Origin of the sequence: Nocardia albiluteola (assembly GCF_018860155.1) — a bacterium.
Classification (GTDB): Bacteria; Actinomycetota; Actinomycetes; order Mycobacteriales; family Mycobacteriaceae; genus Nocardia; species Nocardia albiluteola.
Genome location: NZ_JAHKNI010000017.1, coordinates 88,017 through 114,957, shown reverse-complemented (window position 1 = coordinate 114,957; position 26,941 = coordinate 88,017). Strand labels below are relative to the sequence as shown.

29 protein-coding genes are annotated in these 26,941 nt (G+C 68.3%); 13 read left to right on the top strand and 16 right to left on the bottom strand.

Going from position 1 to position 26,941, the window contains the following annotated elements:
- Window positions 1-257: 257 nt before the first annotated feature.
- The 4 genes from KO481_RS36240 (at window position 258) to idi (ending at window position 4,852) form a co-directional block, all read left to right on the top strand.
- Window positions 258-1,664, top strand: coding sequence for a family 2B encapsulin nanocompartment shell protein (locus KO481_RS36240; protein ID WP_215923034.1), 1,407 nt, complete (start codon window positions 258-260; stop codon window positions 1,662-1,664).
- A gap of 15 nt (window positions 1,665-1,679) precedes the next feature.
- Window positions 1,680-3,278, top strand: coding sequence for a family 2 encapsulin nanocompartment cargo protein terpene cyclase (locus KO481_RS43635; protein WP_245402021.1), 1,599 nt, complete (start codon window positions 1,680-1,682; stop codon window positions 3,276-3,278).
- A gap of 84 nt (window positions 3,279-3,362) precedes the next feature.
- A complete protein-coding gene (locus KO481_RS36230) occupies window positions 3,363-4,235 on the top strand; it encodes a geranyl diphosphate 2-C-methyltransferase (RefSeq protein ID WP_215923033.1) in 873 nt (290 codons plus the stop codon).
- Window positions 4,232-4,852, top strand: coding sequence for an isopentenyl-diphosphate Delta-isomerase (gene idi, locus KO481_RS36225; RefSeq protein WP_308166916.1), 621 nt, complete (start codon window positions 4,232-4,234; stop codon window positions 4,850-4,852). The genes KO481_RS36230 and idi overlap by 4 nt, the downstream gene beginning before the upstream one ends.
- A gap of 4 nt (window positions 4,853-4,856) precedes the next feature.
- Here the strand turns inward: idi and KO481_RS36220 are convergent, their stop codons facing one another.
- Together KO481_RS36220 and KO481_RS36215 are read right to left on the bottom strand one after the other, a co-directional pair.
- Window positions 4,857-5,084, bottom strand: a complete 228-nt coding sequence (locus tag KO481_RS36220) for a hypothetical protein (RefSeq protein WP_215923032.1) — start codon at window positions 5,082-5,084, stop codon at window positions 4,857-4,859.
- A gap of 286 nt (window positions 5,085-5,370) precedes the next feature.
- Window positions 5,371-6,861, bottom strand: a complete 1,491-nt coding sequence (locus tag KO481_RS36215) for an NCS1 family nucleobase:cation symporter-1 (protein WP_215923031.1) — start codon at window positions 6,859-6,861, stop codon at window positions 5,371-5,373.
- A gap of 213 nt (window positions 6,862-7,074) precedes the next feature.
- Here KO481_RS36215 and ilvA point away from each other — a divergent pair, with 213 nt between their 5' ends.
- Complete coding sequence (gene ilvA / locus KO481_RS36210; protein WP_215923030.1) at window positions 7,075-8,304, top strand: threonine ammonia-lyase; 1,230 nt, start codon at window positions 7,075-7,077, stop codon at window positions 8,302-8,304.
- Window positions 8,305-8,375: 71 nt separating this feature from the next.
- Here the strand turns inward: ilvA and KO481_RS36205 are convergent, their stop codons facing one another.
- From KO481_RS36205 to KO481_RS36185, 5 genes are all read right to left on the bottom strand, one after another.
- Window positions 8,376-9,350 carry an ABC transporter substrate-binding protein gene (locus KO481_RS36205; protein WP_215923029.1) on the bottom strand — a complete coding sequence of 325 codons (975 nt, stop codon included), beginning with the start codon at window positions 9,348-9,350 and terminating at the stop codon, window positions 8,376-8,378.
- Window positions 9,351-9,378: 28 nt separating this feature from the next.
- Window positions 9,379-10,440 (bottom strand): ABC transporter permease, encoded by a 1,062-nt coding sequence (locus tag KO481_RS36200; RefSeq protein WP_215923028.1) that lies wholly within the window; start codon window positions 10,438-10,440, stop codon window positions 9,379-9,381.
- 136 nt (window positions 10,441-10,576) lie between these two features.
- The gene (locus KO481_RS36195) at window positions 10,577-11,338 is read right to left on the bottom strand and encodes an ATP-binding cassette domain-containing protein (protein ID WP_215923027.1); all 762 of its coding nucleotides are present in this window, start codon (window positions 11,336-11,338) and stop codon (window positions 10,577-10,579) included.
- A 129-nt stretch (window positions 11,339-11,467) separates the two neighbouring features.
- Complete coding sequence (locus KO481_RS36190; protein WP_215923026.1) at window positions 11,468-12,070, bottom strand: NUDIX hydrolase; 603 nt, start codon at window positions 12,068-12,070, stop codon at window positions 11,468-11,470.
- Window positions 12,067-12,246: a hypothetical protein gene (locus KO481_RS36185; protein WP_215923025.1), complete on the bottom strand. Its 180-nt coding sequence runs from the start codon at window positions 12,244-12,246 to the stop codon at window positions 12,067-12,069. The genes KO481_RS36190 and KO481_RS36185 overlap by 4 nt, the downstream gene beginning before the upstream one ends.
- On the opposite strand from KO481_RS36185, the gene KO481_RS36180 reads away from it, so the two are divergent.
- Both KO481_RS36180 and KO481_RS36175 read left to right on the top strand, forming a co-directional pair.
- Window positions 12,247-12,555: a hypothetical protein gene (locus tag KO481_RS36180; protein WP_215923024.1), complete on the top strand. Its 309-nt coding sequence runs from the start codon at window positions 12,247-12,249 to the stop codon at window positions 12,553-12,555.
- A 24-nt stretch (window positions 12,556-12,579) separates the two neighbouring features.
- Complete coding sequence (locus KO481_RS36175; RefSeq protein WP_215923023.1) at window positions 12,580-12,891, top strand: cytosine permease; 312 nt, start codon at window positions 12,580-12,582, stop codon at window positions 12,889-12,891.
- A 55-nt stretch (window positions 12,892-12,946) separates the two neighbouring features.
- On the opposite strand, the gene KO481_RS36170 is transcribed toward KO481_RS36175, so the two are convergent.
- Window positions 12,947-13,270 carry a DMT family transporter gene (locus KO481_RS36170; protein ID WP_215923022.1) on the bottom strand — a complete coding sequence of 108 codons (324 nt, stop codon included), beginning with the start codon at window positions 13,268-13,270 and terminating at the stop codon, window positions 12,947-12,949.
- A gap of 129 nt (window positions 13,271-13,399) precedes the next feature.
- Here KO481_RS36170 and KO481_RS36165 point away from each other — a divergent pair, with 129 nt between their 5' ends.
- Window positions 13,400-14,971, top strand: a complete 1,572-nt coding sequence (locus KO481_RS36165; protein ID WP_308166915.1) for an MFS transporter — start codon at window positions 13,400-13,402, stop codon at window positions 14,969-14,971.
- Window positions 14,972-15,087: 116 nt separating this feature from the next.
- Window positions 15,088-15,306: a hypothetical protein gene (locus KO481_RS36160; RefSeq protein WP_215923021.1), complete on the top strand. Its 219-nt coding sequence runs from the start codon at window positions 15,088-15,090 to the stop codon at window positions 15,304-15,306.
- A 45-nt stretch (window positions 15,307-15,351) separates the two neighbouring features.
- On the opposite strand, the gene KO481_RS36155 is transcribed toward KO481_RS36160, so the two are convergent.
- Window positions 15,352-15,831: a nuclear transport factor 2 family protein gene (locus KO481_RS36155; RefSeq protein WP_215923020.1), complete on the bottom strand. Its 480-nt coding sequence runs from the start codon at window positions 15,829-15,831 to the stop codon at window positions 15,352-15,354.
- A gap of 94 nt (window positions 15,832-15,925) precedes the next feature.
- On the opposite strand from KO481_RS36155, the gene KO481_RS36150 reads away from it, so the two are divergent.
- The gene (locus KO481_RS36150) at window positions 15,926-16,879 is read left to right on the top strand and encodes a GlxA family transcriptional regulator (RefSeq protein ID WP_215923019.1); all 954 of its coding nucleotides are present in this window, start codon (window positions 15,926-15,928) and stop codon (window positions 16,877-16,879) included.
- A 43-nt stretch (window positions 16,880-16,922) separates the two neighbouring features.
- Here the strand turns inward: KO481_RS36150 and KO481_RS36145 are convergent, their stop codons facing one another.
- On the bottom strand, window positions 16,923-17,777 hold the full coding sequence (locus tag KO481_RS36145; RefSeq protein WP_215923018.1) for a TIGR03564 family F420-dependent LLM class oxidoreductase: 855 nt from the start codon (window positions 17,775-17,777) through the stop codon (window positions 16,923-16,925).
- An 84-nt stretch (window positions 17,778-17,861) separates the two neighbouring features.
- Between KO481_RS36145 and KO481_RS36140 the strand changes: the two genes are divergently transcribed.
- On the top strand, window positions 17,862-18,389 hold the full coding sequence (locus tag KO481_RS36140) for a TetR/AcrR family transcriptional regulator (RefSeq protein WP_215923017.1): 528 nt from the start codon (window positions 17,862-17,864) through the stop codon (window positions 18,387-18,389).
- A gap of 154 nt (window positions 18,390-18,543) precedes the next feature.
- Here KO481_RS36140 and KO481_RS36135 read toward each other — a convergent pair whose 3' ends face one another.
- From KO481_RS36135 to KO481_RS36120, 4 genes are all read right to left on the bottom strand, one after another.
- On the bottom strand, window positions 18,544-18,789 hold the full coding sequence (locus tag KO481_RS36135) for a hypothetical protein (RefSeq protein WP_215923016.1): 246 nt from the start codon (window positions 18,787-18,789) through the stop codon (window positions 18,544-18,546).
- Between the two features lie 41 nt (window positions 18,790-18,830).
- A complete protein-coding gene (gene argH, locus KO481_RS36130; RefSeq protein WP_215923015.1) occupies window positions 18,831-20,252 on the bottom strand; it encodes an argininosuccinate lyase in 1,422 nt (473 codons plus the stop codon).
- Between the two features lie 80 nt (window positions 20,253-20,332).
- Window positions 20,333-21,223 (bottom strand): SAM-dependent methyltransferase, encoded by an 891-nt coding sequence (locus tag KO481_RS36125; RefSeq protein ID WP_308166913.1) that lies wholly within the window; start codon window positions 21,221-21,223, stop codon window positions 20,333-20,335.
- A gap of 219 nt (window positions 21,224-21,442) precedes the next feature.
- The gene (locus KO481_RS36120; RefSeq protein ID WP_215923014.1) at window positions 21,443-22,642 is read right to left on the bottom strand and encodes an argininosuccinate synthase; all 1,200 of its coding nucleotides are present in this window, start codon (window positions 22,640-22,642) and stop codon (window positions 21,443-21,445) included.
- A 349-nt stretch (window positions 22,643-22,991) separates the two neighbouring features.
- Here KO481_RS36120 and KO481_RS36115 point away from each other — a divergent pair, with 349 nt between their 5' ends.
- The gene (locus KO481_RS36115; protein WP_215923013.1) at window positions 22,992-23,153 is read left to right on the top strand and encodes a hypothetical protein; all 162 of its coding nucleotides are present in this window, start codon (window positions 22,992-22,994) and stop codon (window positions 23,151-23,153) included.
- A gap of 810 nt (window positions 23,154-23,963) precedes the next feature.
- Window positions 23,964-24,125, top strand: coding sequence for a hypothetical protein (locus KO481_RS36110; protein ID WP_215923012.1), 162 nt, complete (start codon window positions 23,964-23,966; stop codon window positions 24,123-24,125).
- Between the two features lie 470 nt (window positions 24,126-24,595).
- Here the strand turns inward: KO481_RS36110 and KO481_RS36105 are convergent, their stop codons facing one another.
- Together KO481_RS36105 and KO481_RS36100 are read right to left on the bottom strand one after the other, a co-directional pair.
- A complete protein-coding gene (locus KO481_RS36105) occupies window positions 24,596-25,816 on the bottom strand; it encodes an alpha-hydroxy acid oxidase (RefSeq protein WP_215923011.1) in 1,221 nt (406 codons plus the stop codon).
- Window positions 25,817-25,992: 176 nt separating this feature from the next.
- A complete protein-coding gene (locus tag KO481_RS36100; protein ID WP_215923010.1) occupies window positions 25,993-26,832 on the bottom strand; it encodes an SDR family NAD(P)-dependent oxidoreductase in 840 nt (279 codons plus the stop codon).
- Window positions 26,833-26,941 lie beyond the last annotated feature (109 nt).

Sequence of the window (26,941 nt, the reverse complement as noted above, 5' to 3'; positions counted from 1 at the left end):
TCGGGGAAAACCGATTCGGATGGGTCCGGGCCCGGCTTCGATGCGACATCGTTACAGGGGCTGGCTACCGATGCGCATTCGGCGAATCCGCTTCCCCTCGTACCCGCGAGTGCCTATCATCGGAAGCGCTGGAACGCACTGTTGCGCTACCAAATTCGCACAAACGTCTCGATTTTTCAGGCATCTGCCGCCTGTCGCATATCTCTGTACTCAACCGCCCTGTCGTCGCGTGGCAACTCTGAGGTGAGGACTGCAGCATGACTATCGATGTGCCGGTACAGACCGACAACCATGTCCGGAAAAGCCTGTCCACCACCGCCGCTCATCAACTCGCGCACACCACCAAATCCGAGCCGCAGATGCAGGGCATCAGCTCCCGGTGGCTGACCCGCTCGCTGCCGTGGGTGGATGTGCACGGCGGCATCTACCGTGTCAACCGCCGCCTGACCCACACCATCGGCAACGGTGAGGTGGAGTACGTCATCGACGGCGGCCAGGCTCGCGTAATCCCGTTGGAACTCCAGGAATTACCGCAACTGCGCGGCTTCGAGGACGAGGAGATCCTGCGTGCGCTCGCGCAGCGTTTCGAGCAGCAGGACCTCGAACCCGGCACGACCATAGCCGAATTCGGCAATCCGATGGACCGCGTGCTGCTGATCGTGCACGGCAAGCTGAGCAAGATCGGCACCGGCGAGTACGGCGAGAGCACCAAACTCGGCATGCTGGGCGGCGGCGACTTCTTCGGCGACGACATGCTCGTCGACCCGAATGCCATCTGGCCGGTGACAATCCGGACCGTCACCCGCACCACACTGCTGGCGCTGCCGCGCACGGCACTGGACCAGATCACCGAGGAGATTCCGGCGCTGCACGAGCAGCTGGACCGGTACGCCGCCGCGCCGGTACGGGCGCAGAACAAACACGGCGAGGCCGAGATCGAGATCCACTCGGGCCACGAGGGCGAGCCGCTGCTGCTGGGCACCTTCGTCGACTACGACGCCACACCGCGCGAATACGAATTGAGCTTGGCGCAGAGCGTACTTCGCGTGCACACCCGCGTCGCGGACCTGTTCAACGAGCCGCACAATCAGATCGAGCAGCAGCTGCGCCTGACCATCGAGGCCCTCTACGAGCGGCGCGAGAGCGATCTGGTCAACAATCCCGACTACGGGCTGCTGCACAACTGCGACCTCAAGCAGCGCATCTACACCGAGTCCGGCGCCCCGACCCCGGACGACATGGACGAGCTGCTGAGCATGCGCCGCAGCACGAAACTCTTTCTGGCACATCCGAAGGCGATCGCCGCGTTCGGGCGCGAGTGCAACAAGCGCGGGCTGTATCCGGATCCGGTGGAGATCGACGGGCACCGGGTTCCGGCCTGGCGCGGGGTGCCGATCTTCCCGTGCGGCAAGATCCCGGTCAGCGACAAGCAGACCACCTCGATCCTGGCGATGCGCACCGGGGAGAAGGAGCAGGGCGTGATCGGCCTGCACCAGACCGGAATTCCCGACGAGTTCGAGCCGAGCCTCAACGTCCGCTTCAAGGGTATCGACGACCAGTCGATCATCTCGTACCTGATCAGCTGCTACTACTCCGCGGCGGTACTGGTGCCCGACGCGCTGGGCATCCTGGACAACGTCCTGGTCGCCCGGCAGAGCGACTGACGAAGGGGCACAGCCATGTCGGTGCTGTCGCGCGCCGCGGCGCCGCCGGCCACCTCCGAGGTGGCCTCGGTGATCGCCGCGCTACTGAAGGATCTCGGCAACGCTCCCCCGACCGCCCTGGCGCGGCCGGGGGTTCCCGAAGCCGAAGTGCTGTCCCATGATTCGGCCACGCTGGGGGGCATGACCGCGGGCGAGGCGCCACTGCGGTTGCTCGGGCCGGCCGGGCTCGGTGCGGCGAGTCTGTTGGTTCCTTCCCCGCCCGGCGCTGCGTCCGGAGGTGTTGCATCGGACGGGGTTGCCGATGCAGTCTCCGGGCCGGGCTCGGGGGCGGGTCCCGATGGACTTGCGGAGGCTGCCTCCGCCCCGGACGGCATGGCCTCCCGGATGCCGTTCGGGCCCACCGGAATCGGCACGGGGTTCACGCGGATCGCCGCGCTGGGCACCTCCGCGCCGCAGCGGCCCGCCGCCGCCGACGGAACGTCCGGCCGCAGTGCGACCGGCGAACGGATGACCGCACTACCTGGCGCCGGAACGGATCCGACGCGGCCGCGTCGAGCTGGACGCAGCGCGGAATCTGTTGCGGCTGAGCAGAATTCCGGCAAGCAGGACTGCACGCCCGCGGCCGGTTCTCGAATTCCCGCTCTCTACTGCCCGCCGCCGGTCCGCGACGATCCCGTGCTCGCCGAGGCGGTCAACGAGGGAATTCTGGCCTGGGCCGAGGCGATCGGGCTCTACGAGGGCAAGCTGGACGAGCTCCGCAAGGCCGACTTCGGGCGGCTGATCATGCTCGCGCATCCGGATTGCGACGATCCGGACCGCCTGCTCGCGGCGGCGAAATGCGCGGTGTCCGAGTGGTCGGTCGACGACTACTACTGCGAGGAGGACGCCGACGACCACGCGGCCGACGGCACCCCCTCCAGCGCGGAGGCCGAACTGGGTCCACGCCTGGAATTGGCCGCGGCCGCAATGGATCCGGTACATCTCCCGGCGAAGTATCAGGCCGAGCTGGAGCGGGTGATGGCCGCGGACCCCATCCTGCGCGCCTTCCGGACCTCGTTCGAGCACCTGGCGCACTATGCGACGCCCGCGCAGCTGGCCCGGCTGCGCACCGAGATCGCCGGGTGGTTCATCGCTTTGGCCGCCGAGGGCGGGTGGCGCGCGGCCGGGCGCATGCCGAAGGTCTGGGAGTACCTGACCAACCGCCAGCCGCACAGCTTCCTGCCCTGCATGGCGCCGATCGATGTGGTCGGCGGATACGAGCTGAGCGCGGCCGAATACACCGATCCGCGCATGCGGCGGGTGATCACCACCGCGGCCCTGGCCTCCCAGATGGTCAACGACCTCTATTCGATGGCCCGCGAGGATCAGTCCGGCGGCAGGGAATTCAACCTGCCGACGGTGCTTGCCGCGGAACAGAATTGCAGCCGTCACGAGGCGATCGTGCAGACGGCACGGGTGCACGACGAGCTGGTACACCGCTTCGAGGGCGAGGCGGCATTGCTCGCGGCGACCGGATCCCCTGCGCTGCAACGCTTCCTGGGCGGGCTGTGGGCCTGGATGGGCGGCAGCCGCGCCTGGCACGCCGACAGCCGCCGCTACAGCGAGTACTCCTGACCCATCTCCCGGCCGGCTCCACCGTCCCGCGATTTCCTGGCGATTGCCGTTGTCAGCACCACCGATCGAGAGGATTGATCCGTCATGACCATGCTCGAGCCCAAGACCGATGGCGTCCTGCACACCAGTTACCAGCGCTCGGTCGCCGCGTACTGGAACGACAATCCCAACGACGACCGCATCAACACCAAACTGGGCGAAGTCGACGATCTCTACCACCATCACTACGGGATCGGTGAGCCCGACCTGTCGGTGCTGGAGGGCCCCGAGCACACCCGCCAGGATCGGCTCGTGCGCGAACTGCACCGGCTCGAGACCGCCCAGGCCGATCTGCTGCTGGACCATCTCGGCGCGATCCGCCCCGGCGACCGCCTGCTGGACGGTGGCTCCGGGCGCGGTGGCACCAGCATCATGGCGCACGAGCGGTTCGGCTGCCGGGTGGACGGGGTGAGCATCTCCGAGTATCAGGTGGGGTTCGCCAATGATCAGGCCGCCCGCCGCGGTGTGGCGGACAGCGTGCAGTTCCACTACCGCAACATGCTCGACACCGGCTTCGAGTCGCGGTCGATGCGCGGCATCTGGACCAACGAGACCGATATGTACGTGGAGCTGCCCGATCTGTTCAGCGAGTTCTCCCGGCTGCTCGAACCGGGCGGGCGCTATGTGTGCGTCACCGGCTGCTCCAACGACGTCATCGGTGGGCGCTCCTCGGCGGTGAGCTGGATCGACGCGCACTACGGCTGCATGATCCACCCGCGCAGCCACTACTTCACCGCGCTGGCCGCGAACAACATGGTCCCGATCGCCGTAGTGGATCTCACCCCCGCCACCATCCCGTACTGGGAGCTGCGCACCCATTCGGAACTGGCCACCGGCGTGGAAAAGTCGTTCCTGAGCTCGTACCGGGACGGTAGTTTCCAATACCTGCTGATCGCTGCCGATAAGGTGGGGCGGTGACCGCCACCCGCGAAGACAACGCCGAATCCGCGCCGATCGACCGCGAGGCCCTGCCCGTCGAGCTCGTGGACGAGCAGGGCCGGCCGATCGGCTCGTGCCCGGTCGCCCAGGCGCACACCGCGCCCGGGCGGCTGCACCGGGCATTCTCGGTGATGCTGTTCGACGCGGCGGGCAGGATGCTGCTGCAGCGCCGCGCCGCGGTCAAGACCAGGTTCCCGCTCCTGTGGACCAACACCTGCTGCGGCCACCCCGCCCCCGGCCAGCCCGTCACCGCCGCCGCGGCGGCACGCCTGGCCGAGGAACTCGGCATCGAAACCTCCCTGCGCGAGGCCGGAGTGTTCCACTACCGGGCGTCCGACCCGGCCACGGGCCGAGTCGAGCACGAATGGGACCACGTCCTGATCGGCCACTTCGAGGGCGCCCCACCCCACCCCGACCCGGCGGAGATCGAGGACTACGCCTGGATCCCCCCGGACGAACTTCTCACCATCGTCGCGGCCGACCCCACCCGCTACACCCCATGGCTCCCCGGCGTACTCGCCATCACCCACCCGACCGATGGTGACAGCCCACGATTCGATTCCCCCTCAGCATCGGGCGGGTCGGCCACGAGCTGACGTACTACATCAGGCGGCGCGGGAGCTCACAGCGGGGATACCGGCAACCGGTATCCCCGGTCGGGTAGAAGATGTCCGGATGCTGGTCGAGGTTCAACGTCGCCTCGGCGGAGTCGTGCCCAGAGCGCTGCTCGGCGGTCGATTCGTCTTGGGAGCCGGTCAGTCGACGCAGATCGAGGTGGCCGTCGCGGGCTTCGATGTTCTGGACACCGAGGGTCTGCCTGCCTGTCATAGTCGGCTCTGGAAGAAACCATTCGCAGTGGGATTGCCCAGCGATTTCGGTGGCGCGGTGCTGGACGGTCTTACAAGCGGTTCACAGCCGCCGCTTCCTGCTGGAATTCTGCGTGTGGACAGGGCAGGGTTCGACCCCGTGAACTCAGCTGAGCCGATCTTCACCCAGGCCGCGGAGTAGCTGCGGGTCGGGATTGCCGCGGCGTTGTACGACAAGGACCCGGAGCCTTTGCTCCGGGCCGTCATCGAGAACTGGTGAGGGGCAGCGATGCTCGCTTACTCGAGGTCTACTGCAACTCGGTGTTCACCCGCACGAATCGGGCGGCGAGTAGCCGGTAGGTGAGGAATGCCAGGCCGCAGCCGATGAACCAGCTGTACTGGGCCGCGGTGTACATGCCGGGGAGGCTGCCTGCCAGGACCGGGATCACCGCTACTACGGCGCCGACGATGGTGGCGGCGATTGCGGCGGGGTTGAATCCGTTTCGGTACCAATAGGTTCCGGATTCCGAGGTGGTGAACAGGTCCTGGACCACGATTCGGCGGCGCTGGATCAGGTAGTGGTCGGCGATCAGCACGCCGAACAGCGGGCCGATGAACGCGCCCAGCACCTCCAGGGTGTAGTGGATGACCTCCGGATTGTTGTACAGGTTCCAGGGGGTGATGAGCAGGGATCCGACTGCGGCGATCATGCCGCCGGCGCGCCAGCTGATTCGGCGCGGGCTCACGTTGGAGAAGTCGAAGGCCGGTGAGATGAAGTTGGCCACGATATTGATGCCGATCGTCGCGACGGCAAAGGTCAACGCGCCCAGCACGATTGCGAACGTGCTGTCGATATGCGACACGGTCTCCACCGGATCGGTGATGAGCTTGCCGTACACCGGCACGGTCAGCGAGGAGGTGACCACCACGAGCAGCGAGAACATCAGGAAGTTCACCGGCAGCCCCAGCAGATTGCCGCGCCGCACTGCCGCCATCGAGCGGGCGTAGCGGGAGAAGTCGCCGAAGTTCAGCATCGGGCCCGAGAAATACGACACCACCAGCGCGATCGCGCCGAGCATGACCGGCACCGAGTGCAGGCCGGTGTACTGCACGTGTCCCAGGTTCAGATCGATCGCGCCCCACCCGGCCTTGGCGATCAGGTACCCGCATAGCGCGAACATCACGACATACACGGCGGGACCGCAGAAGTCGATGAACCGCCGGATGGATTCCATGCCGCGCCAGAACACCGCGGCCTGCAGCACCCATAACAGCAGATACGCGCCCCAGCCCAGCAGCGACAATCCGGCGAAACCGTAATCGTGCACGACCGCGTACGGCGCCAGCCCCGGAAACAGTTTCACCGCAACGACTATCAGCGCCGCCGATGCCAGGTAGGTCTGAATCCCGTACCACGCCACCGCGATCAGGCCGCGGATGATCGCGGGAACATTCGCGCCCAGCACGCCGAAGGCGCTACGGCACACCACCGGGAACGGCACTCCGGCGCGCTGGCTCGGTGCGGCGACCAGATTGCACAGCCCGAACACGATCGTGATGCCGATCAGCAGCGCCACCAGCACCTGCCAGCTGGCCAGGCCGAGCGCGAACAGGCTGCCCGCGGTCACGTACCCGCCGACGCTGTGCACGTCCGACATCCAGAAGGCAAAGATGTTGTAGGCGCCCCAGCGCTGCGCCGGCAACGGCGCGAGGTCGGCGTTGGTCAGGCGCGGGTCGGGATTCGTCAGCCCCGGATACTCGGCGGGGGTGCCGGCGGCGGGGTCGATGGTCTCGGTCATGGTGCATCCGATCCGAAGGTGTCACTAACGGGCCGAACGGTAATTCCGGCCCGTTGCCTCACCATTGCTCATTTATTTCCCCGGCATTGCGCAAACGATATATATATCATTTCGGCGGCGCCCTTCCGGCGAGACGCCGCGCGCCCCTACATACCAGCAATCAGCCCAACTGCTACACCGATTGCCATGCTTTTCCACCAGACACCTGGCACTATGACCGGCATGGAGCTCATCGGACTGGATCAGATCGAGGCGGCGGCGAAGCTCGTGGGCCCGGCGGTGCGCCGGACGCCATTGGTGGCCGCGCGGGTGCTGTCGGAGCGCACCGGGCACGAGGTTCGCCTGAAATGCGAGAACCTGCAGCGCACCGGATCATTCAAGCCTCGAGGCGCCTACAACCGGATCGCGAATCTGTCCGAGGACGAGCGGCGGCACGGAGTGGTCGCGGCCAGCGCCGGAAATCACGCGCAGGGGGTGGCCTGGGCGGCGGCCAGCCTGGGGATCGCCTCGACGGTGTTCATGCCCATCGGGGCCTCACTGCCCAAGCTCGTGGCCACCCGGGCCTACGGCGCCACCGTGCATCAGGTCGGCGAGACCGTCGATCAATCCCTCACCGCCGCAATACAGTTCGCCGAGCAGACCGGGGCGATACTGATCCACCCCTTCGACCATCCCGACATCGTCGCCGGGCAGGCGACCGTCGGGGTGGAACTGCTCGAGCAGCTGCCCGAGGTGGACACCGTGATCGTGCCGACCGGAGGCGGCGGGTTGCTCGCCGGAGTGGCGGTGGCCCTCGAGTACCTGGCGCCGCAGGTGCGGGTGGTCGGCGTGCAGGCCGCCCGGGCCGCCGCCTGGCCCGGTTCGCTCGAGGCCGGTGAACCCGTTGCGCTGGAACGCATGTCGACGATGGCCGACGGCATCGCGGTGGGTCGTCCGGGTGAGGTGCCGTTCGCCCATGTGGCCGGGCGGGTGTCCCAGATCGTCACCGTCGACGAGGATGCGCTCTCACGCGCCATGCTGCTGTGCATGGAGCGCGCCAAACTCATCGTCGAGCCCGCGGGGGCCGCGGCGGTCGCGGCCCTGATGACCTACGACGCCGACGAACTCGGCATCGGGGGCCCGGTCTGCGCGATCCTGTCCGGGGGCAACGTGGACCCGCTGCTGCTGACCCGGCTCATCGGCCACGGTCTCGGCGCCGCGGGCCGGTATCTCGTACTGCGCGTGACGATTTCGGATCTCCCCGGCAGCCTGGGCCGGCTGCTGGCCGAGATCGGGCGCACCGGCGCGAGCGTGTTCGAGATCGCGCACTCCCGCACCGGCGCGGGGCTGGCGGTCGACGAGGCCGAGGTCTCGCTCACCCTGGAGACGCGCGGGCCCACGCACCGGGACGAGGTGATCGAGGCACTCGCGACCGCCGGATACACCGTGCGCGTGCAGGAGTGAGCGGAGCGAACCATCAGCGCAGCGCCTCGCGCACGACGGAGCCGAGCGCCAGCGAGGTGGAGTCGTGAGCGTCAGCACTTGCTCCGGTAGAAGTACTTCGACTGAGAATCCATGTCGGCCTGGGTGATCGAGACCATGTCGGTCTGGATGTGCCGGGTCACCGGCTTACCCGTGAGCGCCGCGGCCGCCTGATCCACCCCGTCCACACCGATGGTGGCCGGATCCTGCGCGATCAGCGCCTGGATGACCCCGGACTTCAGATCCTGCACCTGCTGCGGGCTGGCATCGAAGCCCACGATCTTGACCTGGCCCAGCTTGCCCGCGTTGCGCAGGCCCGTCGCCGCGCCCTCGGCCGAGCTGAGATTGGTGGCGAAGATGCCGGCCAGATCGGGATGGGCAGCGAGGGTCGCGGTGACGATCGAGGCGGCCGTCGCGGCGTCGTTGTTGTTGTACTGCACGCCGAGTGAGCTCATCCCCGCGTGGTTCTTCAGCTCGTCGGCGAAGCCCTGGGCGCGCTGATCGGTGGTGGAGGTGCCCGCCTTGGTGTTGATTACCAGCGTGGATCCCTTGTCCCCCACCAGCTTTGCCAGGGTCTGCGCGGCCAGCTGGCCGCCCTTGACGTTGTCCGAGGAGATCGAGGACAGCGCGATCGACTGATCCTCCAGCGCGGTGTCCACCTCGATGATCTTGATGCCGGCGTCCTTGGCCTGCTTGATCGGGGCCGCCATCGCCGTGGCGTGGGTCGGGGCGATCAGGATCGCGCCCGGCTTGGTGGCGATCACGCCGGTCACGATCGGAGTCTGCAGCGAGGCGTCGAATTGCGTCGGCGCCTGGGTGTCCAGCGAGTACCCGAGCTTCTTCGCCTCGTCCTGTGCGCCGCACTGCATCGAAATGTAGAACGGCTCGTTGGCAACGCCCGGAACAAGCACGAGTTTCTTGGCGTTGGTGCCGCCGGAATTGCCGACCGAGCCGCCGCATCCCGCGAGTACGGCCGCGGCCGTCACGGCCACACCAAGTATTGCGGCGGCCCGCTTCACGCTTCTCATCTCCGCCTTACCCTTCAGTTCTGTTGTGTTATTTCCGGTCTCGCGCCTTCCGCCTGGCCTGGTCGAACCAGACCGCCGCCACGAGAACGATGCTCACCGCGATCGGCTGCCAGAACACCGGCACTCCCGCGATGACAAATCCCTTGCGTAGCACCGACGGGATGAACACCCCTATCACGGTGCCCACCACCGTGCCTGTGCCGCCGAACAGGCTGGTGCCGCCGATGACGACACCCGCGATGGCGTCGAGGTTGTCGGTGCCGTGCCCGGCGATGGTGGTGGTGCCGAAGTAGGCCAGATTCATGAATCCGGCCAGCCCCGAGAGCAATCCGGTCATCAGGTACACCAGGATCAGATGCCGGGTGACCCCGATTCCGGAACGCCGGGCGGCCTCGGCGTTGGACCCGATGGCGTAGGTGTAGCGGCCGAAGCGGGTGGTGTGCAGCAGCCAGGCGCCGAACAGGGTGACCACCAGCGCGACGAGCACCAGATCCGGAATACCGCCCAGCAGGGTGCCGAAACCCAGCGAGTTGCGAAGCTTCTCGGGCACCGTGCGGGTGTCGACGCCCCCGGTGATGAGCTGCGCGGCTCCCAGCGCCGCGCCGAAGGAGCCGAGGGTGACGATGAGCGGGGGAATCTTGGCCCGGGCCACCAGGACTCCGTTGATCAGCCCCCAGAGTCCGCCCCCGGCAACGGCAACCACGAACCCGGCCGCGATGACACCCCAGCCCGCATGACCGGCGTCACCGCCCGGGCTGAGCCATTCCATGGTCTTGGAGCCGAGCACCCCGGCGAAGATCAGCACCATGCCGACCGACAGATCGATGCCGGAGGTGATGATGACGAAGGTCATGCCGATCGAGAGCACCAGCAGCACCGATGTCTCGATCAGCAGGGTCTGCAGCGTGAACCGGGTCGGGAAGGCATCGGGCTTGACGATGCTGAAGGCGGCGTACAGCAGCACCAGCACGATGCCGATCCACAGCGTGCTCGCGCCCGCAATGCGCTGCCAGAGAGTGCTTCCGGGAACATCGACCCGCTCAGCGCCGTTGGCTGCCACCGGCCCGGTGTCGTCGGTCCGCTCGCTCATGCCTCCACCTCGCCGGCGCTCGGGTCCGGCATGCGCGATGCACGCTGTGTCATTGATTCGCTCCGCTCATGCCTGCACCTCGCTGACGCTCGGCTCCGGCATGCGCGATACGCGCTGTGCCATCGATTCGCTCCGCTCATGCCGCATCCTCGGTGTTCAGGGCCCCGGTCATGGCGCCGACCAACTGCTCGAGGGTGGCGCCGGATTCGAAGCGCGCCACGCGCCTTCCCAGCCGCAGCACCTCGATCCGGTCTGCCACCGACAGCACCTCGGGCATGTTGTGACTGATCAGCACGACCGCGATGCCCTGATCGCGCACCCGGCGGATGACCTCCAGCACGCGTTCGCGCTGTATGACGCCCAGCGCGGCGGTCGGCTCGTCCATGAACACGACCTTGCTGGCCCACATCACCGCCCGCGCCACCGCGACGGTCTGGCGCTGCCCACCCGAGAGCGCCCCGATCGGCACGTCCGCCCGGGGCAGGACCACGCCGAGGCGCTGGAAGTGCTCGGTCGCCTGCGTTTTCATCGACTTGCGATCGAGCATGCCCAGGCGCCCGGCGATGCCGCGGCGGAACAGTTCCCGGCCCAGGAAGAGATTCGCGGCCGGATCCAGGTCGGGGGCCACGGCCAGATCCTGATACACCGTCTCGACCCCGAGCCTGCGCGCCTCGGTCGGCGAGGTCAGGCGCACGGGCTCGCCATCGAGCAGAATGCGCCCGCCGTCGGGTTGTTCGGCCCCGGACAGGCACTTCACGAGCGTCGATTTACCGGCGCCGTTGTCTCCGATGAGCGCGACGACCTCACCCTCGAACACCCGAAAGTTCGCCCCCCGCAGCGCCTCCACGCCCCCGTAGCGTTTGACCAGCCCCTCGGCTTCCAGGACCACGGCAGGCATGGCGATCACCCCGTCAACATCGACTGAGCGGACGTCCGGTCCGCCCGCCCGATGTTAACGTTCACCGGTCACGCCCGGGTCCGAATCGCGAAGATCATCAACGGTGACCGAGACCTGCGCGGCCGAGGCTCATTCGCGGGTGAATTCGGGCTGGCGCAGGTCGGCCACACGGGTGTCGCGGCCCAGCAGGGCCACCTCGCGGAATTGGTAGAGAATGGCGCCGGTGGGGGCATGCACGATCATGTTGCGGCGCAGGGGCATTTGCAGCAGGGGTGGGCCCGAGGGGGCCGGCGTCCAGCGCGGCAGATCGTCCTGGACCAGGCGGGCCAGCGGGATCCGGTGGATCGAGTCGACCTCGGCCGGATTGCGGCGCGGCTGCACGGGGGCGGGGGTCACGGCGATGAACGGGGTCATGACGAATCCGGAATCGGTGACGAAATCGTCCAGGGCGCCGACGATTTCGGACTCTCCGAGCTCCAGGCCGATCTCCTCACTCACCTCGCGCCGCCCCGCCGCCTCCGCGGTCTCGCCGGGATCGATCTTCCCGCCGGGAAGCGCCCATTGGCCGCCGTTCATGCCGCGGAACGCGCGGCGGATCATCAGCAGATGCGGCTCGGCCGGGTCGTCGATCACGCAGATCACCACGGCCGCGGCCCGGCCGCCTTCGGCCGCGACGCGGGAGAAATCGGCGATGTTGCGCCGGATGCTCTCGGCAACAGTCGATTTCGTCATGCCAGCACGTCCCGCCGGTCTCGTGCCACCAGGAGCTCATCGCGGACGAAACCGATGAGGACCTCGCGCATGACCGTCGTGGTGACGTACTGCATCCACACCGACCACTTGTCGCGCATCTCGCCGACCCGCGGCAGCTGCACTCCACCCAGGGCCCGCAGCTGGGCCTGCCCCAAATGGTGCAGTCCCGGCCGCAATTCGGCTTCCTGGGCGCGCTGCTGGTGTGGGTGGTCGCGCTCGGCTACGCCGCAATCGGCATCGTGCTGGCGATCGTCGGCTACGACTTCATCCACCGGGCGCAGCGCTGGCTGACCGCGGTGATGATCGCGGCGCTGCTGATATTCAGCGTCGGCATCCTGGTGGTGTCGCCGTTCACCGCCGAACAGCTGAATCTGCACCATTTCGCGTTGACCCTCTTCCTGATTCAGTTTTTCACCGCGGCGGTGTATCAGCTGTCCTGGTCGATCTACGTCTCAGACTATTGACGGTACCTGCCGCCGACGGTTGGGGTGAACTTCCTGCTGGTGCTGGGCTACCTGTTCACGCCGTGGACCGCGATCAACCTCGTCGACTTCTATGTCGTTCGGCGCGGCCACTATTCGATCCGGGAGATCGTCAATCCGCGCGGCATCTACCACCGCTGGAACTGGCGCGGGCTGCCGGCCTACGGCGTGGGCTTCGCAGCCATGATGCCGATCGGGCTGGCGGTGGCGGCCGGTGTGTATCTGCTCGTCTGCCGGTCGCTGGACCTGACCAGCGAGCGAGACACCGTGACGCGGGCCGATGAGGGGCTCGAGCCGGAGGCGGTCGCCGTCGGCTGAGCCGCCCGCACGAGTGGTCCGGTAGTCACCTGTCCGGTGGCCACCCGGGGCGTACTCAGTGCGCTCCACCGAGTTCGAGCGCCAGCACCCCAACTATCACCAGCCCGATGCCACCCACCTGAACCAGCGACAGGCTCTCGTTCAGGAACAGCGCACCGATCGCCGCCACCGCCGCCACCCCGATCGCCGACCACACCCCGTAGGCCACGCCGAGGGGCATCCCCCGCTTCAGCGCCTGCGAGAGCAAGACGAACGACGCCCCATATCCCACGACCACGATGATCGAGGGCACCAGCTTGCTGAATCCCTGGGACAAGCGCAACGACACCGTAGCGGAAATTTCGGACACTATCGCGAGCCCAAGCAGCAGAAAGGTCATTGCCGCACAATAACGACCGGGCCCGGCTACCCCCCAGCGTTCCGGCCGGCGGCCGGACGTTCATCGTGTATCAATCGGAATGTTCACTCCAAGGCAGTGTTTGCGGGCCGGGACCAGTAACCTGTGCCCGTGGCGCCAACGGAGTACGCACCGAGCACAGCGAAACGGCCGATCATCGCACTGGTGTCGGTGACCGCCGTGCTGTTCGTGACCTTCCTCGACACGACGGTCGTCAGTGTCGCGCTGGGCGATATCCGGCACGAGCTCAGCACCGACGTGATGCTGCTGCAGTGGGTGGTGAACGCCTACACGCTGGTCTTCGCCGGGCTCATGCTGGCGGGCGGCTCGCTCGGCGACCGGTGGGGTCGCAAGAAGGTCATGATCGCCGGGCTGGTGGTCTTCTGCGCCGGCTCGGTCGTCGCGGCGCTGGCCGACAGCGTGGCGGTCCTCATCGCGGGGCGCGCGATCATGGGCCTGGGCGCGGCGGCCTCGGAGCCAGGCACGCTGTCCGTGCTGCGGCACATCTTCCCCGATGAGCGGGCGCGGGCCCGGGCGCTGGGCGTCTGGGCGGCGGTGTCCGGGCTGGCGCTGGCGGCCGGGCCGGTGCTGGGCGGCGAACTGGTCCACGTCTACGGGTGGCGTTCGATCTTCTGGTTCAACCTGATCATCGGGGCCGTGGCGCTGGTCGCCGCGCTGTGGTCCGTTCCGGAGAGCTCGGATCCGCGGCCGGAACCGATCGACTGGGCCGGAATCGTGCTCGGGGCGCTCGCGCTCGGGGCGGTGATCTACGCGGCCACCTCCGGCGAGGACCGGGGGTACGGCGCGCCTTCGGTGATCGGGCTGTTCGTGCTCGGCGGCGTGGCCTTCATCGCGTTCTTCGTGGTCGAAACCCGTTCGGCCGCACCGCTGCTCGACTTCCGCTACCTGCGCCCGCCGGCCGTGCGAGGAGCGCTGGTGGTCGCGTTCGCCGTTTACTTCGGTGTCTTCTCGATCTTCTTCTTCACCGCGCTGTATCTGCAGGTGATGCGGTCGTACACGGCCGCGCACACGGCCGGGGTCTTCGCCCCCATGGCCGTGGCCATCATCGTCGGCTCGCTGATCGCGGGACTGTGGGTGGCCCGCTACGGCGCGCGCATGCTCATGATCGCCGGCTGTGTGGTCGGCGCCGCCGGCATCCTGCTGACCCGCTACGAACTTGCCGGAACCCTGCACGACGGCACGCTGTCGGCCGCAATGGCGGTGGCGGGCTTCGGATTCGGCATCGCGGTGGTACCGCTGACCTCCGCCGTGATGTCCGGCGTCCCCGCCGAGCACTCGGGCATGGCCGCCGCCGTCACCAACACGATGCGCCAGGTCGGCTCGGCCGTCGGCGTGGCGGTCCTGGGCGCCCTGGTGAATTCGGTCCTCACCGCCGACCTCACCACCCGCATGAACCAGCTCGGCCTCCCATCTCCCCTGCAGCCCAACGCCATCGACGCCGTCGAACGCGGCCGCATCCCCCAGGGCGTCGACCTCACCCCCTACCTCAAATACCTGTCGAAGGTCTCCGACGTCCTCAACACCGGAAAGACCGCCTTCCACCACGGACTCGATGTGGCGCTGCTGGTCTCGGCCATCCTGATCCTGGTCGCGGCGGCCTTCGCCGCGGTCGACGCGGCCCTGCATCGCGGCAACCGGGCCGAGCCGGCCCGAAACACCTGACGGGCAGTTCATCCGAACATCCCAGAACTGCCGTCCCGCCTCCGAGCCGGTAACGTCGCTTCCGATCCATATGAGTGACACGGCAATTCATTGCCGAGCGGAGAGGCTGGGGCGGAATGACGAACGTTCTCCTGGCACTAGCGGTTCTGGACATTCTGCTGATGACGGTGTTGCAATTCATCTACCGCCTGCCTCCTCTGAGAAGACGTCTCGAGACCGCACTGGTGGCCAGACGCCTGTGGCGTTCGGACTGGCTCGCATTCAGGACCGGAATCCAGTTGGTCGTCCTCGTCCTCATGTGTGCGCTGTTGGGCCTCATCGCGCTGCTGCTCTGATCTCGGCGAGCGCGGGCGGCGGCCCGGCCGGATTTTGTGGCTGACCTACCGAATCGGCAGGGGCGCATCGCGATCCGCCTCGGACCGGGGGCCGTGGATACGGCGGTCGGCCGCGTCGATGCGGAGGTCGTTGATGCTGGCTTCGCGACGGCGCATCAGGCCGGTGTCGTCGAATTCCCAGAGTTCGTTGCCGTAGCTGCGCCAGTGCTGGCCGGTGGTGTCGTGCCATTCGTACTGGAATCGGACGGCCATGCGGTGGCCGCGGAAGCCCCAGAGTTCCTTGCGCAGCGCGTAATCGAGTTCCCGGTCCCACTTGCGGGTGAGGAAGGCGACGATTTCCTCGCGGCCGGTGACGAACTCGTCGCGGTTGCGCCACACCGAATCCGGTGTGTAGGCCAGCGCCACCCGCTGCGGGTCGCGGGTGTTCCAGGCGTCCTCGGCCGCCTGCACCTTGGCGCGTGCGGCGGCCTCGTCGATGAAGGGCGGCAGGGGCGGGCGGAGGGTTGGTGCATCAAGTTGTGTCATGCCTCGAGCATTGTCGCGATCGGCGGGTCGACGCCATGTCCATTCGGACAGAAATGCCACAGATCTGGCCATGCTGCACTGCTAGCCTGGCGGGATGGGTGGCAGAAGGGTCGCGGTGCTGGCGTTCGACGGGGTGCGGCTCCTGGATACGACGGCGGTGCTGGAGGTGTTCGCCACCGCGAACACGCTCGGCGGGCGGTACGAGCCGGTCCTGTTCTCGCCGGACGGGGGCCCGGTGACCACGGCGTCGGGCACACGACTCCTGGCCGAGGCGTCATACAGGGAGCTGGCGCGGCCACACACGGTGATCGTGCCCGGCGCGCCGCATCTCCCGTTCACACCCGCCGCACCGGAGCTCTTGACGGCCATCACCGCGGGCAGGTCGGCGCGGCGGATGGCCTCGGTCTGTACGGGCGCCTTCGCACTCGCCCAGACCGGGCTGCTGGACGGCCGCCGGGTCACCACGCACTGGCGGCACACCGCGCGGCTGGCACGGGCCTACCCCTCGGCCACCGTGGAACCGGATGCGATCTACGTTCGCGACGGCCACATCGTCACCTCGGCGGGTGTGAGCGCGGGCCTGGACCTGGCGCTGGCCCTGGTCGAGGAGGACGAGGGCCCCGAACTGGCCCGGGAAGTGGCCCGCGACCTGGTGGTGTTCCTGCAGCGTCCCGGCGGCCAGTCCCAGTTCTCCGTTGCCACCCGCACCCGGCGCCCGCGCCGCGACGACCTGCGCGCGGTGCTCGATTCGATCCTGGCGGACCCGGCCGCCGACCACTCGCTCCCGCTGCTGGCCGACCGCGCCCACCTGAGCGTGCGCCACCTGACCCGACTGTTCCGCGACGAATTCGACACCACCCCGGCAACATTCGTGGAATCCGCGCGGGTGGAGGCGGCCCAGGCAATGCTCGAATCCGGCGCATCGGTGAGCGCGGCCGCCCAGCGTTCGGGCCTGGGCAGCGACGAATCCCTGCGCCGCGCGTTCCTACGCCACCTCGGCGTCACCCCGTCCGCCTACCGCGCCCGTTTCCGGACCGCTACGCGCTGAGGCGTGGTGTTCGCCGAACGTAGCAGGGCCGCGCAAGCAGCCCCTACAGGGAGCGGGCCAGTTCCCCTGCCAGTTTCAGTGTCCTGGCCTTCTCGTCATCGTCGCCGACAGGGCTGATCAGCACGTCGGTCGCGCCCGCGTCCGCGTAGGCACGGACCGCGGCGGCGACGGTGTCCTCGTCCCCGGCGACCACGGTCTCCACGACATTGCTCTGTCCCTGACGGTCCAGGAGCGTTCGGTAGCTGGCGAGGTCCGACGCGAAGCCGAGCACGCCGGCGACCTCGTCGCGCACGGCGTCCGGCCTGACGGTCACGCTCAGCATCACCGACGCCACGACGCGCGGATCCTTCGCCACGGCATCGATATGCGGCCGGATGTGGCCGGCGATCGTCGCCGGGGTTGCCCACACCGTGACCGTGCCGTCGGCCAGTTCGCCCGCGATGCGGAGCATCACCGGGCCGAGCGCGGACAGCAACACCGGCGGCGGCTGCGCGCCGGGCACCCGGACGTGGCCGGCGCCTGAGAGTTCGGCGCGCAACGCGGTCAGGTACTCGCGCGTGTGGTGCGCGGGCCGGTCGTAGGACAGTCCGTACACGCCCTCGATGAACTGCTTGTGGCTCGGCCCGACGCCGAGGGTGAACCGGTTGCCGGTGGCCGCCGCGACCGTGAGCGCCTGCCCGGCGAGCGAGATCGGGTGACGCGGATACGTGTGCGCGATGGCGGTTCCCAGCTCGATCCCCGGCGCCGCCTCCCCCGCGAGCGCCGCGACGGTGAGCGGATCCGAGGCCAGGACCTGATTGAAGAACGCGCTGGCCAGACCGTGTTCGGCCGCCGCGCGAGCCTGCGCGAGCTGGGCCGGGACACCACTCTGATCCGCGACGTACAGACCGATCCGCATTGTTCCTCCAAGGTGAATTCAATATTCCGCTTCTGCGAAGGTAGCATAAGGTGAATTAGAAGTTCCGCTTCATGGGAGGTGCAGGTGCGGGCGGACGCGCAGCGCAATCGTTCGGCGATCACGAGCGCCGCCCTCCGGCTGGCCGGTGAGCGGGGCGAGGTCGTCTCGATGGAGGAGATCGCACGCGAGGCGGGGGTCGGCGTCGGCACGCTGTACCGGCACTTCCCGGATCGGCGCGCCCTCCTGGAGGACATCGCGGTCGACTCGCTGCGTGAACTGGTGGAGGCCACGCGCGCGGAGGTCGGCCGGACTCCGGCGTGGGACGCACTGCTGCGGATCGTGGATCACTGCGTAACCCTGCCGCTGTCGCTGACCAAGTCCCTGATCACCGGCGAACCGGAACGCCCCGAATTACCCGAGTTGGAGGCCGAGGTCACCGCGCTGATCACCGAGGTCGCAGCGGACGCACAGCGCCAGGGCGACCTGCGCGCCGACGTGCCGCCGACGGAGGTGGTGCGGGTACTCAACGCAGCGGTCTGCCGTTGCGGCGCCCGCTCCGACGACCACCTGACCCGCGTGATACTCGACGGCCTACGCGCGCACAGGAGCTAGCCGACGACCTGGTGTACTCCGAACCGCGGCGACAGCGGCCGTCATTCCGAGGACTGTGCGGCCAAATACTCGCCGAGCGGCCGGGCGGCCGACCAGCGACGCTGAAGCCGTTGAGGTTCTGCCTACTACCCCCGGAACGCAATGTTTTCGTCGATCAGCGCCATATTCGGTCCATCGCGGACACCGGCCACTCGAAGACGGTTGCCTCGCAGGCCAACAGGTCGGCCGTGTCGGCATGGTGATCCCGGAGCCATGCCGACATCGCGGGCTCCACGGGGTGCGCCACCGTCGGCACACCGATGATGCGCCGGGCCGCACGCTGCTGGTCGCCACACTCCTTCGCCCAGTGCAGAATCGCCGAAAAGTAGTCGGCGGACGCGGGTGAGGATATCGAGGACAAGGGGCACGTCAGCGAAACGACCCCGGAAGAGCCGAGACCGCTCAGCTCATCCAGGCGCGGGCCTCGGCGGCAGACTGCCGGACCTCCTCGAGCTGCTTGGCAACCTGCACCCCGGCTGTGCCGCCGCGCGCGTTGCGGGAGGCGATGGAACCCTCGACGGTTAGCACCTCGCGCACCTTCGGGGTCAAAGCCGGGTCCACCGCGGCGAATTCGGCATCGGTGAGCTCGTCCAAGCCGACACCCCGGGCCTCTGCCGCACGGACGCAGCCGCCCGCCGCCTCGTGCGCGACACGGAACGGGACACCCTGGCGGACAAGCCATTCGGCGATATCGGTGGCCAGAGTGAAACCGGCGGGGGCCAGTTCGGCCATCCGGTCGGTGTGGAAGGTCAGCGTCGAGACCAGCCCGGCGATGGCCGGCAGCAGGAGTTCGAGCTGGGCGACCGAGTCGAACAGGGGTTCCTTGTCCTCCTGCAGGTCGCGGTTGTAGGCCAGGGGCTGGGCCTTCAAGGTCGCGAGCAGTCCGGTGAGGTTGCCGATCAGGCGGCCGGCCTTGCCCCGGGTGAGCTCCGAGACGTCCGGATTCTTCTTCTGCGGCATGATCGAGGAGCCGGTGGACCAGGCGTCGGCAAGGGTGATGTAGCCGAACTCCGGTGTGCTCCACAGGATCACCTCCTCGGCCATGCGAGACAGGTCCACCGCGGTCATGGCCAGCACGAAGGCGGCCTCGGCGGCGAAATCGCGAGAGGAGGTGGCATCGATCGAATTGGCCGCGGCCGCATCGAAATCCAGGTCCGCGGCGATCGCCTCGGGATCCAGGCCCAGCGACGAGCCCGCCAGCGCGCCCGATCCGTACGGGGAGACTGCCGCGCGCTTGTCGAAGTCGCGCAGCCGATCCACATCGCGCAGCAGCGGATGGGCGTGGGCGAGCAGGTGGTGGGCCAGCAGCACCGGCTGCGCGGCCTGCAGGTGGGTCTTGCCCGGCATCACCGCGTCCGGATGCGCCGCGGCCTGCGCGGTCAACGCGTCCACGACGTCCAGCGCGCCCGCCGCGACCCGGCGCACGGCATCGCGCAGCCACATCCGGAACAGCGTGGCCACCTGATCGTTGCGGGAACGCCCGGCGCGCAGCCGGCCGCCGAGTTCGGCGCCGACGCGCTCGATCAGCCCGCGCTCGAGCGCGCCGTGCACGTCCTCGTCGGATTCCGCGGGCCCGAACGCGCCCGAATTAACATCCGCGGCAAGGCGATCCAGCCCGGCCAGCATGGCCTCGAGGTCACCCTCCGACAGCAGCCCGGCCTTGTTGAGCACCCGCGCGTGCGCCTTGGAGGCACGAATGTCGTAGGGCGCCAGCGCCCAGTCGAAGTGCGTCGACTTGCTCAGCGCGGCCATCGCCGCGGCCGGGCCGTCGGCGAACCGCCCGCCCCACAGCGCGCCCTCGTTGGTGCCGCCGCCAGCGCTCATCGGATGTCTTCTCCTCGGGTCGTATTCGTATCGGTGTCAACCGCGTTCGGGCCCCGCAACTCCGCGCGGGCCGGTCGCTGTCAGGGTCGTACGGCCGTCATCAGGATGTGGCGGCGCAAGTCCTCGTGCACCGAGTCGGGCACCTCGCGGCCGCGGTCGGTCAGCAGGGTGATCGGGTCCGCCTGGGAGACCATCCAGCCGTGGTCGGTGAACCAGTCGCGGGGGTCGGTGCGGCCCTCCGACGGATACCACAGGCCGTCGATATCCATCGTGATTCCGGCCTCGGCCAGTACCCGCTGCCGCATCTCGCGTTCCTCGGCGCTGCGGGTGCGCGTGCCCATCCCCATGTTCAGGGCGATCCGGCTGCCCGGCGCGCTCAGCTCGGCGATGTTCTCGAACAGCCGGTCCTGCGCCTCGGGCGGGAGGTAGCGCAGCAGCCCCTCGGTCAGCCAGGCGGTGGGGCGCGTCGGGTCGAATCCGTTGTCCCGCAACGCCTGCGGCCAGTCGTTGCGCAGGTCCTCCGCGACCCCGCGGCGGTCGGCCCGGGGCGTGTCCGCGGCGAGCACTCGATCCTTGAACTCCAGCACCTTGGGCTGATCGACCTCGAAAACCACCGCGCCCGTGGGCCATTCGAGCCGATAGGCGCGCGCGTCGAGCCCGGAGGCCAGGATCGCGAACTGTCCGATACCCGATTGCGCGGCCGCGGTGAAGTACTCGTCGAAATACACCGTGCGCGCGGTCATGAACCCGCCCAACGGGCCGTATGCCCCGGCGCGCACGGAATTCACGTCGACCTCGCCGCGCAGGACGCGACTCCACCCGGATCCGGCCGCATCGACCAGTTTCTCCGCGTAGGGATCCCGGAACAGCGCGTCGGGCCGCTGAGTCTCCCGCGCGCGCATCACCGCGACCCCGATCGCGGTCGCGCCGACGCTCTCGGTGATGTCCCAGCTGTCGTTGTCGGTCCGCACGGAACCCTCCTGTCGTCCTGCCGGTGGCGCGGCGGCCGACCTGCCGCCTGCGCGAACCACGGGCTTGGGTAGACGCTACGCCTGATTCCTGACCGTTCGCCGACGCCCGATCGCCCGGTACCCCGATGCGCCGCCCGGCACGAATATCACCTTCGCGCGAGCGTATCGAGCGAAGGTGACAGGCGGCCCGATGCAGTTCCCGTCCGGCCGCGGCGATCCCTACTTGCTGAGATCGCGCCGCGCGGCAACCTTCGACGACAGACCGTGGATCTGCACGAAACCCTTGGCCAGCGACTGGTCGAACGAGTCGCCCTCGTCGTAGGTCGCCAGGTTGAAGTCGTACAGCGACTCCTCGCTGCGGCGGCCGTTCACCACGACGTTGCCGCCATGCAGCACCAGCCGGATGTCGCCGGTGACATGCTCCTGGGTGTCGCCGATGAACGCGTCCAGCGCCCGCTTGAGCGGGGAGTACCACAGGCCGTCGTAGGCCAGCTCGCCCCAGCGCTGCTCGACCTGGCGCTTGTAGCGGCCCAGCTCGCGCTCGAGGGTGACGTTCTCGAGGGCCTGATGCGCGGTGATCAGGGTGATGGCGCCGGGCGCCTCGTAGATCTCGCGGCTCTTGATGCCCACGAGCCGGTCCTCGACCATGTCGAGGCGGCCCACGCCCTGGCGGCCGGCGCGGCGGTTGAGCTCGGTGATGGCCTCGAGCACGCTGACCGGGCGGCCGTCGATGGCCACCGGAACGCCCTGCTGGAAGCTGATTATCAGCTCGTCGGGCGCCTCGAAGTTGACCGTCGGGTCGGTGGTGTAGTCGTAGACGTCCTTGGTGGGGGCGTTCCACAGGTCCTCGAGGAAGCCGGTCTCGACCGCGCGGCCCCACACGTTCTGGTCGATGGAGAAGGGGGACTTCTTGGTGACGTTGATCGGGAGGCTGTTCTCCTCGGCGAAGGCGATGGCCTTCTCCCGGGTCCAGGCGTAGTCGCGGACCGGGGCGATCACGTTCAGATCGGGTGCCAGGGCACCGATGCCGACCTCGAAGCGGACCTGGTCGTTACCCTTGCCGGTGCAGCCGTGCGCGACGGTGCCGGCGCCGTGGAACTTGGCGGCCTCGACGAGGTGCTTGACGATCAGCGGGCGGCTGATCGCCGAGACCAGCGGGTATTCGCCCTGGTAGAGGGCGTTGGCCTGGATGGTGGGCAGGCAGTACTCGTCGGCGAACTCGTCGCGCGCGTCGACCACGACCGCCTCGACGGCGCCGCAATCCAGTGCGCGCTGGCGCACGACGTTCATGTCCTCGCCGCCCTGGCCCAGATCGATCGCGACCGCGACGACCTCGGCCCCGGTCTCCTTGCCGATCCAGCTGATGGCGACGGAGGTGTCCAGCCCGCCGGAGTAGGCGAGTACGACGCGATCGGCCATGTCAAAGCTCCTTGAGTCTTCGTGCGTATCCAAGTCTGGGTGCCCGCCAGCGCCGGGCGTGCGGCCGGCGCCCCGCTCCACGGCGGCCCGCACCACGTACAAATGATTATGCATGACGATGCAAGCCCATTCATAACTGGGGTCCCGAAGCGCATCGAACACCACGATCGGCCGCGTCGCACGATTGCGCCGCCCCGGTCTCCGATCCCGGGCCGTCCACAATCGCAACTTCGGCGCAAACCGGATCAAACGCGCAGAGCCGGTGTCGCCGAGCGGAATTCACGCATTCCGAGGCGATTGTTGTGTCATCGTGGAAGGGACAACAGGATCTGCGCACAAGGAGGGGCGAATGTCCAGCGCCTGGGAGTTCCTCAGCACGATCGGATACGACATTCTGGGCATGGGGCAGTCCATCGCCACTCTGGTCGGCGATCTGATCGAGCTCGGAAACGGGCTCGGCGGCGGGGGCGGGGGCGGGGCGGTCCCGCCCGGCCAGTACCCCCTCGGGTAGAGGTGACGGCGCCGGCGGTCTCCGCAGGGCGAGGGGCTCAGCCGCACGGTCGCGGCCGGAGCTTGTGATCCAGGGCGGCGCTCGCATCGCGCAACGCCCTGACCGAGGCTGCCGTTCAGTGCATCGGTCCAACTCGTCGAGATCGAGGGCCCGCGAGCCTGCCAGTCCCACGGGCCGTATGGGGCCCACCCGTTCCCAGCGCCCGTTATGACCCGAGGCGGCGGTCAGATGGTTCGCGAAAGGTGATGCGGCGGTTTGCGAAACCCCGACATCGATTGGTATGCCGACGCCAATTGCAGTACCGCGAGATGCCCGATGGGGTAATTGATCTCATTGCGGCCGTATGCCGGGCAGTGAATATCGAAAGCCGACCAATTATCTTCCGCGGCAGCGAGTTCGCTGAATTGTCTCGGAACCGTCCGAAGTAATTGATCATGGACGGCCGGACCGGAGCTATTCGGTTCGTTGATCTTGTGTGGCCGGATGCCGTCCGGTGGCACGTGGGCGACCGGACGGGTCCGGAACGCACAACAGTCCGCCGGATCGAATCCAGCGGACTGTTGTCGCAGGTTGTGCGGCGTGCGTGCCCTTACTTGCTACCGCTACCGCTACCGCTGGCGGACAGTGTCGACAGACCGCCGAGTCCGCTGAAGATGTTGCCGAATGCGGTCAGAAGGCTTCCGAGGTCGGAGGAACCCATCCCTTGCTCCTAATTCGTGTCGATCCGACGGCACCGTTGTGCTGTCGATATATTTTCGTGATGCATCCGTTATAGCATAAAGGCGCGCGGGCCGTCGAGCCGGGAGTGACGTGGAACACCACGACAACCACGGTTATGCCGACATCGGGGAGGCCTTGTCCAAGCCGCTGTCCGACGTGCAGATTGCCCGGCACTTCCCCACCCTCGGAATTGCCACCGTCGATTCCTTGCCCCACGTCAAAGGAAAACTCCGCGAATACATTTCACTTTGACTGGTCGGCCGTGGCGGCCATGCACCGGGTGACGCGATCCTTACCGGTACCCCTGGCGGTGTGGATGCCCTACCAAGGGGTTCCGGTAGTAATCCTAGGGCAGCGAAGGGCACTGAAGCCCGCCCCGACCTGCGGCGCAGGTATGTGGAGCCCGGCCGCGCCATCAGCTCCGCCTCGACCGCGGCGAAGGTCGTCAGATCGTAGGCACGGTCGATCTCGTCCTGATGCTCATACCGGGTCGGTTTGCGGTCGGTGATCGAGTTGCCAAAGCTGGCCGACGCGCGATGGCGATGAAAGAAACCGTGCGGACCGGCCGAACGTGGTGGATGCACATGCGGTCGTTGCGCTGACGGGAGCACCGAAAGGCAGTCCGCGTGAATGGCTTTGGGTCACGCTCGGACTTTCGGCCGAGACTCGTGCCCGAACCCCCGCCCGAGCAGCACGCGCGGGCACCCGCCGGCGCGACCGTGTCAGCGCTCGTGCAGCAGCCGCACGTGGTCCGGGGTCAGTTCGGCCACCGAACTCACCCCCAGCAGTTTCATGGTCCGGACCACCTGGGTGCGCAGGATGTCGATGGCGCGGTCCACGCCCGCCTCGCCCCCGGCCATCAGGCCGTACAGGTAAGCACGGCCGATCAGGGTGAAGCGGGCGCCCAGCGCCAGCGCGGCGACGATGTCGGCGCCGTGCATGATGCCGGTGTCCAGGTGGACCTCGAGGTCGCGCCCCACCTCCCGCACCACCGACGGCAGCAGGTACAGCGGAATGGGGGCCCGATCCAATTGGCGGCCACCGTGGTTGGACAGCACGATCCCGTCCACGCCCAGATCCGCCAGGCGCCTGGCGTCCTCGACCGTCTGCACGCCCTTCACCAGCACCCGTCCCGGCCAGCTCGCCCGGATCCAGCTCAGATCCTCGAAGCCGACGGTGGGATCGAACATCGAGTCGAGCAGGTCGGCGACAGTACCGGACCAGCGGTCCAGCGAGGCGAACGCCAGGGGTTCGGTGGTCAGGAAATCCCACCACCACCAGGGACGGCGCAGCGCGTCCAGGGCGCCGGTCAGGGTGATCGAGGGCGGGACCGTCATCCCGTTGCGAGCATCGCGCAACCGCGCCCCCGCCACCGGGACGTCGACCGTCACCACCAGGGTGTCGAACCCGGCCGCGGCGGCGCGCTCGACGAGCGCCAGCGAACGCTCGCGGTCCTTCCACATATACAGCTGGAACCAGTTGCGGGCGCCGGAACCCGTCGCGGCCGCGACATCTTCGATGGCGGTGGTACCCATCGTGGACAGCGTGAACGGAATACCGGCCCGCTCGGCGGCCCGCGCGCCGGCGATCTCCCCCGCCGAGTGCATCATCCGGGTGAATCCGGTCGGCGCGATGCCGAACGGCAGGCTCACCTGCTTGCCGAGAACCGTTGCCGTGGTGGCCGTTTCGGAGACGTCACGCAGAATCGCCGGACGGAACTCGATCTCGCCGAACGCCTCGCGGGCGCGGCGCAGGCTGATCTCGGCATCCGCGGCACCGTCGGTGTAGTCGAAGGCGACCTTCGGCGTGCGCTTGCGGGCGAGTTCGCGCAGATCCCAGATCGTCTGGGCCCGGGCGAGCCTGCCCGCGCGGCCGTGGAACGGCTGCTCGAACTTCATCAGCGGCGCCAGATCGCGGGGCTTGGGCATGCGGCGAGTGGTCATACGAGTGGCGTCCTGTCCGGTATGAATCGTCTGTGGCTGTGTCATCTCCGGCCGTGCGGGCTCTCCGGCATTCGTACCATGCGCGGTCGGGTGCGCACCCAGACCGCAATCGAGGGCCGACAGCAGCGCTCCCCTGACGGCCGCGACTCGGCCGATGCTCCGGGTCTTCATGCGGCTCAGCGGGCAGGCTCGGCGGTATCCGGCGCGGGAGCGGGCCGCAGGCGCAGCGAGTGCATCCCGCCGTCGACCTCGAGCATCGTGCCGGCGGTGGACCCCGCGGCCGGGCTCGCGAGATACAGCACCGCGGCGGCCACCTCGTCGGCCGAGACCAGCCGTCCGTGCGGCTGCCGCGCGTTCAACGCGGCGAGCTCCGCGGCCGGATCCGGCGCCGAGGCGAGCAGCCGCTGCACCCACGGGGTGTCCGCGGTGCCCGGATTCACGCAGTTCACCCGGATCCCCTCGCGCAGGTGATCCGCGGCCATCGCGCGGGTCAGGGCCAGGATCGCGCCCTTGCTGGCGCTGTAGGCGGCGCGGTCGGGCAGGCCGGTGGTGGCCGCGATCGAGCAGATGTTCACGATCGCGGCGGCCGGCGAGCGCCGCAGATGCGGCAGCGCCGCGCGCGAGACCCGCACGGCCCCCAGCACGTTCACATCCAGCACGCGCCGCCACTCGTCGTCGGAGTTGTCCTCGACGGTGCCCTGCGCGCCGATCCCGGCGTTGTTGATCACGATGTCCAGGCGGCCGAAGGCGCCCGCGACGGCCTCGATCGCCGCCCGCACCGATTCGTCGTCGCACACGTCGCAGGCCAGGGCCATGCAGTCAGAGCTCACCCACCCCGTCGGCTCCGCAAGCTCCGCCGCCATGCCATCCCCGGTGCCGAGCGGGTCACCGGGGGCCAGATCCAGCACGGCGACGCGCGCGCCCGCCGCCAACAGCGCTGCGGCAACGGCCTTTCCGATTCCCGAACCGCCGCCGGTGACCACCGCCGCCAGCCCGCCGAACTGTCCCTGCGCCATATCGACCCCATCGCCAACTGATCCGATGTTTTAACGGTGGCGAACATAGCACTGCCCGTGGGATTTCGCCCAATAATTGCCGCCTACCGGCCGATATTCGCAGTATCCC

What these genes read in the sequence shown, in the direction of transcription:
- KO481_RS36240 (WP_215923034.1), top strand. Translation starts at nt 258, where the DNA reads ATGACTATCGATGTGCCGGTACAGACCGACAACCATGTCCGGAAAAGC.
- KO481_RS43635 (WP_245402021.1), top strand. Translation starts at nt 1,680, where the DNA reads ATGTCGGTGCTGTCGCGCGCCGCGGCGCCGCCGGCCACCTCCGAGGTG.
- KO481_RS36230 (WP_215923033.1), top strand. Translation starts at nt 3,363, where the DNA reads ATGACCATGCTCGAGCCCAAGACCGATGGCGTCCTGCACACCAGTTAC.
- KO481_RS36220 (WP_215923032.1), bottom strand. Translation starts at nt 5,084, where the DNA reads ATGACAGGCAGGCAGACCCTCGGTGTCCAGAACATCGAAGCCCGCGAC.
- KO481_RS36215 (WP_215923031.1), bottom strand. Translation starts at nt 6,861, where the DNA reads ATGACCGAGACCATCGACCCCGCCGCCGGCACCCCCGCCGAGTATCCG.
- ilvA (WP_215923030.1), top strand. Translation starts at nt 7,075, where the DNA reads ATGACCGGCATGGAGCTCATCGGACTGGATCAGATCGAGGCGGCGGCG.
- KO481_RS36205 (WP_215923029.1), bottom strand. Translation starts at nt 9,350, where the DNA reads ATGAGAAGCGTGAAGCGGGCCGCCGCAATACTTGGTGTGGCCGTGACG.
- KO481_RS36200 (WP_215923028.1), bottom strand. Translation starts at nt 10,440, where the DNA reads ATGAGCGAGCGGACCGACGACACCGGGCCGGTGGCAGCCAACGGCGCT.
- KO481_RS36195 (WP_215923027.1), bottom strand. Translation starts at nt 11,338, where the DNA reads ATGCCTGCCGTGGTCCTGGAAGCCGAGGGGCTGGTCAAACGCTACGGG.
- KO481_RS36190 (WP_215923026.1), bottom strand. Translation starts at nt 12,070, where the DNA reads ATGACGAAATCGACTGTTGCCGAGAGCATCCGGCGCAACATCGCCGAT.
- KO481_RS36180 (WP_215923024.1), top strand. Translation starts at nt 12,247, where the DNA reads ATGGTGCAGTCCCGGCCGCAATTCGGCTTCCTGGGCGCGCTGCTGGTG.
- KO481_RS36170 (WP_215923022.1), bottom strand. Translation starts at nt 13,270, where the DNA reads ATGACCTTTCTGCTGCTTGGGCTCGCGATAGTGTCCGAAATTTCCGCT.
- KO481_RS36160 (WP_215923021.1), top strand. Translation starts at nt 15,088, where the DNA reads ATGACGAACGTTCTCCTGGCACTAGCGGTTCTGGACATTCTGCTGATG.
- KO481_RS36155 (WP_215923020.1), bottom strand. Translation starts at nt 15,831, where the DNA reads ATGACACAACTTGATGCACCAACCCTCCGCCCGCCCCTGCCGCCCTTC.
- KO481_RS36150 (WP_215923019.1), top strand. Translation starts at nt 15,926, where the DNA reads ATGGGTGGCAGAAGGGTCGCGGTGCTGGCGTTCGACGGGGTGCGGCTC.
- KO481_RS36145 (WP_215923018.1), bottom strand. Translation starts at nt 17,777, where the DNA reads ATGCGGATCGGTCTGTACGTCGCGGATCAGAGTGGTGTCCCGGCCCAG.
- argH (WP_215923015.1), bottom strand. Translation starts at nt 20,252, where the DNA reads ATGAGCGCTGGCGGCGGCACCAACGAGGGCGCGCTGTGGGGCGGGCGG.
- KO481_RS36120 (WP_215923014.1), bottom strand. Translation starts at nt 22,642, where the DNA reads ATGGCCGATCGCGTCGTACTCGCCTACTCCGGCGGGCTGGACACCTCC.
- KO481_RS36115 (WP_215923013.1), top strand. Translation starts at nt 22,992, where the DNA reads ATGTCCAGCGCCTGGGAGTTCCTCAGCACGATCGGATACGACATTCTG.
- KO481_RS36105 (WP_215923011.1), bottom strand. Translation starts at nt 25,816, where the DNA reads ATGACCACTCGCCGCATGCCCAAGCCCCGCGATCTGGCGCCGCTGATG.
- KO481_RS36100 (WP_215923010.1), bottom strand. Translation starts at nt 26,832, where the DNA reads ATGGCGCAGGGACAGTTCGGCGGGCTGGCGGCGGTGGTCACCGGCGGC.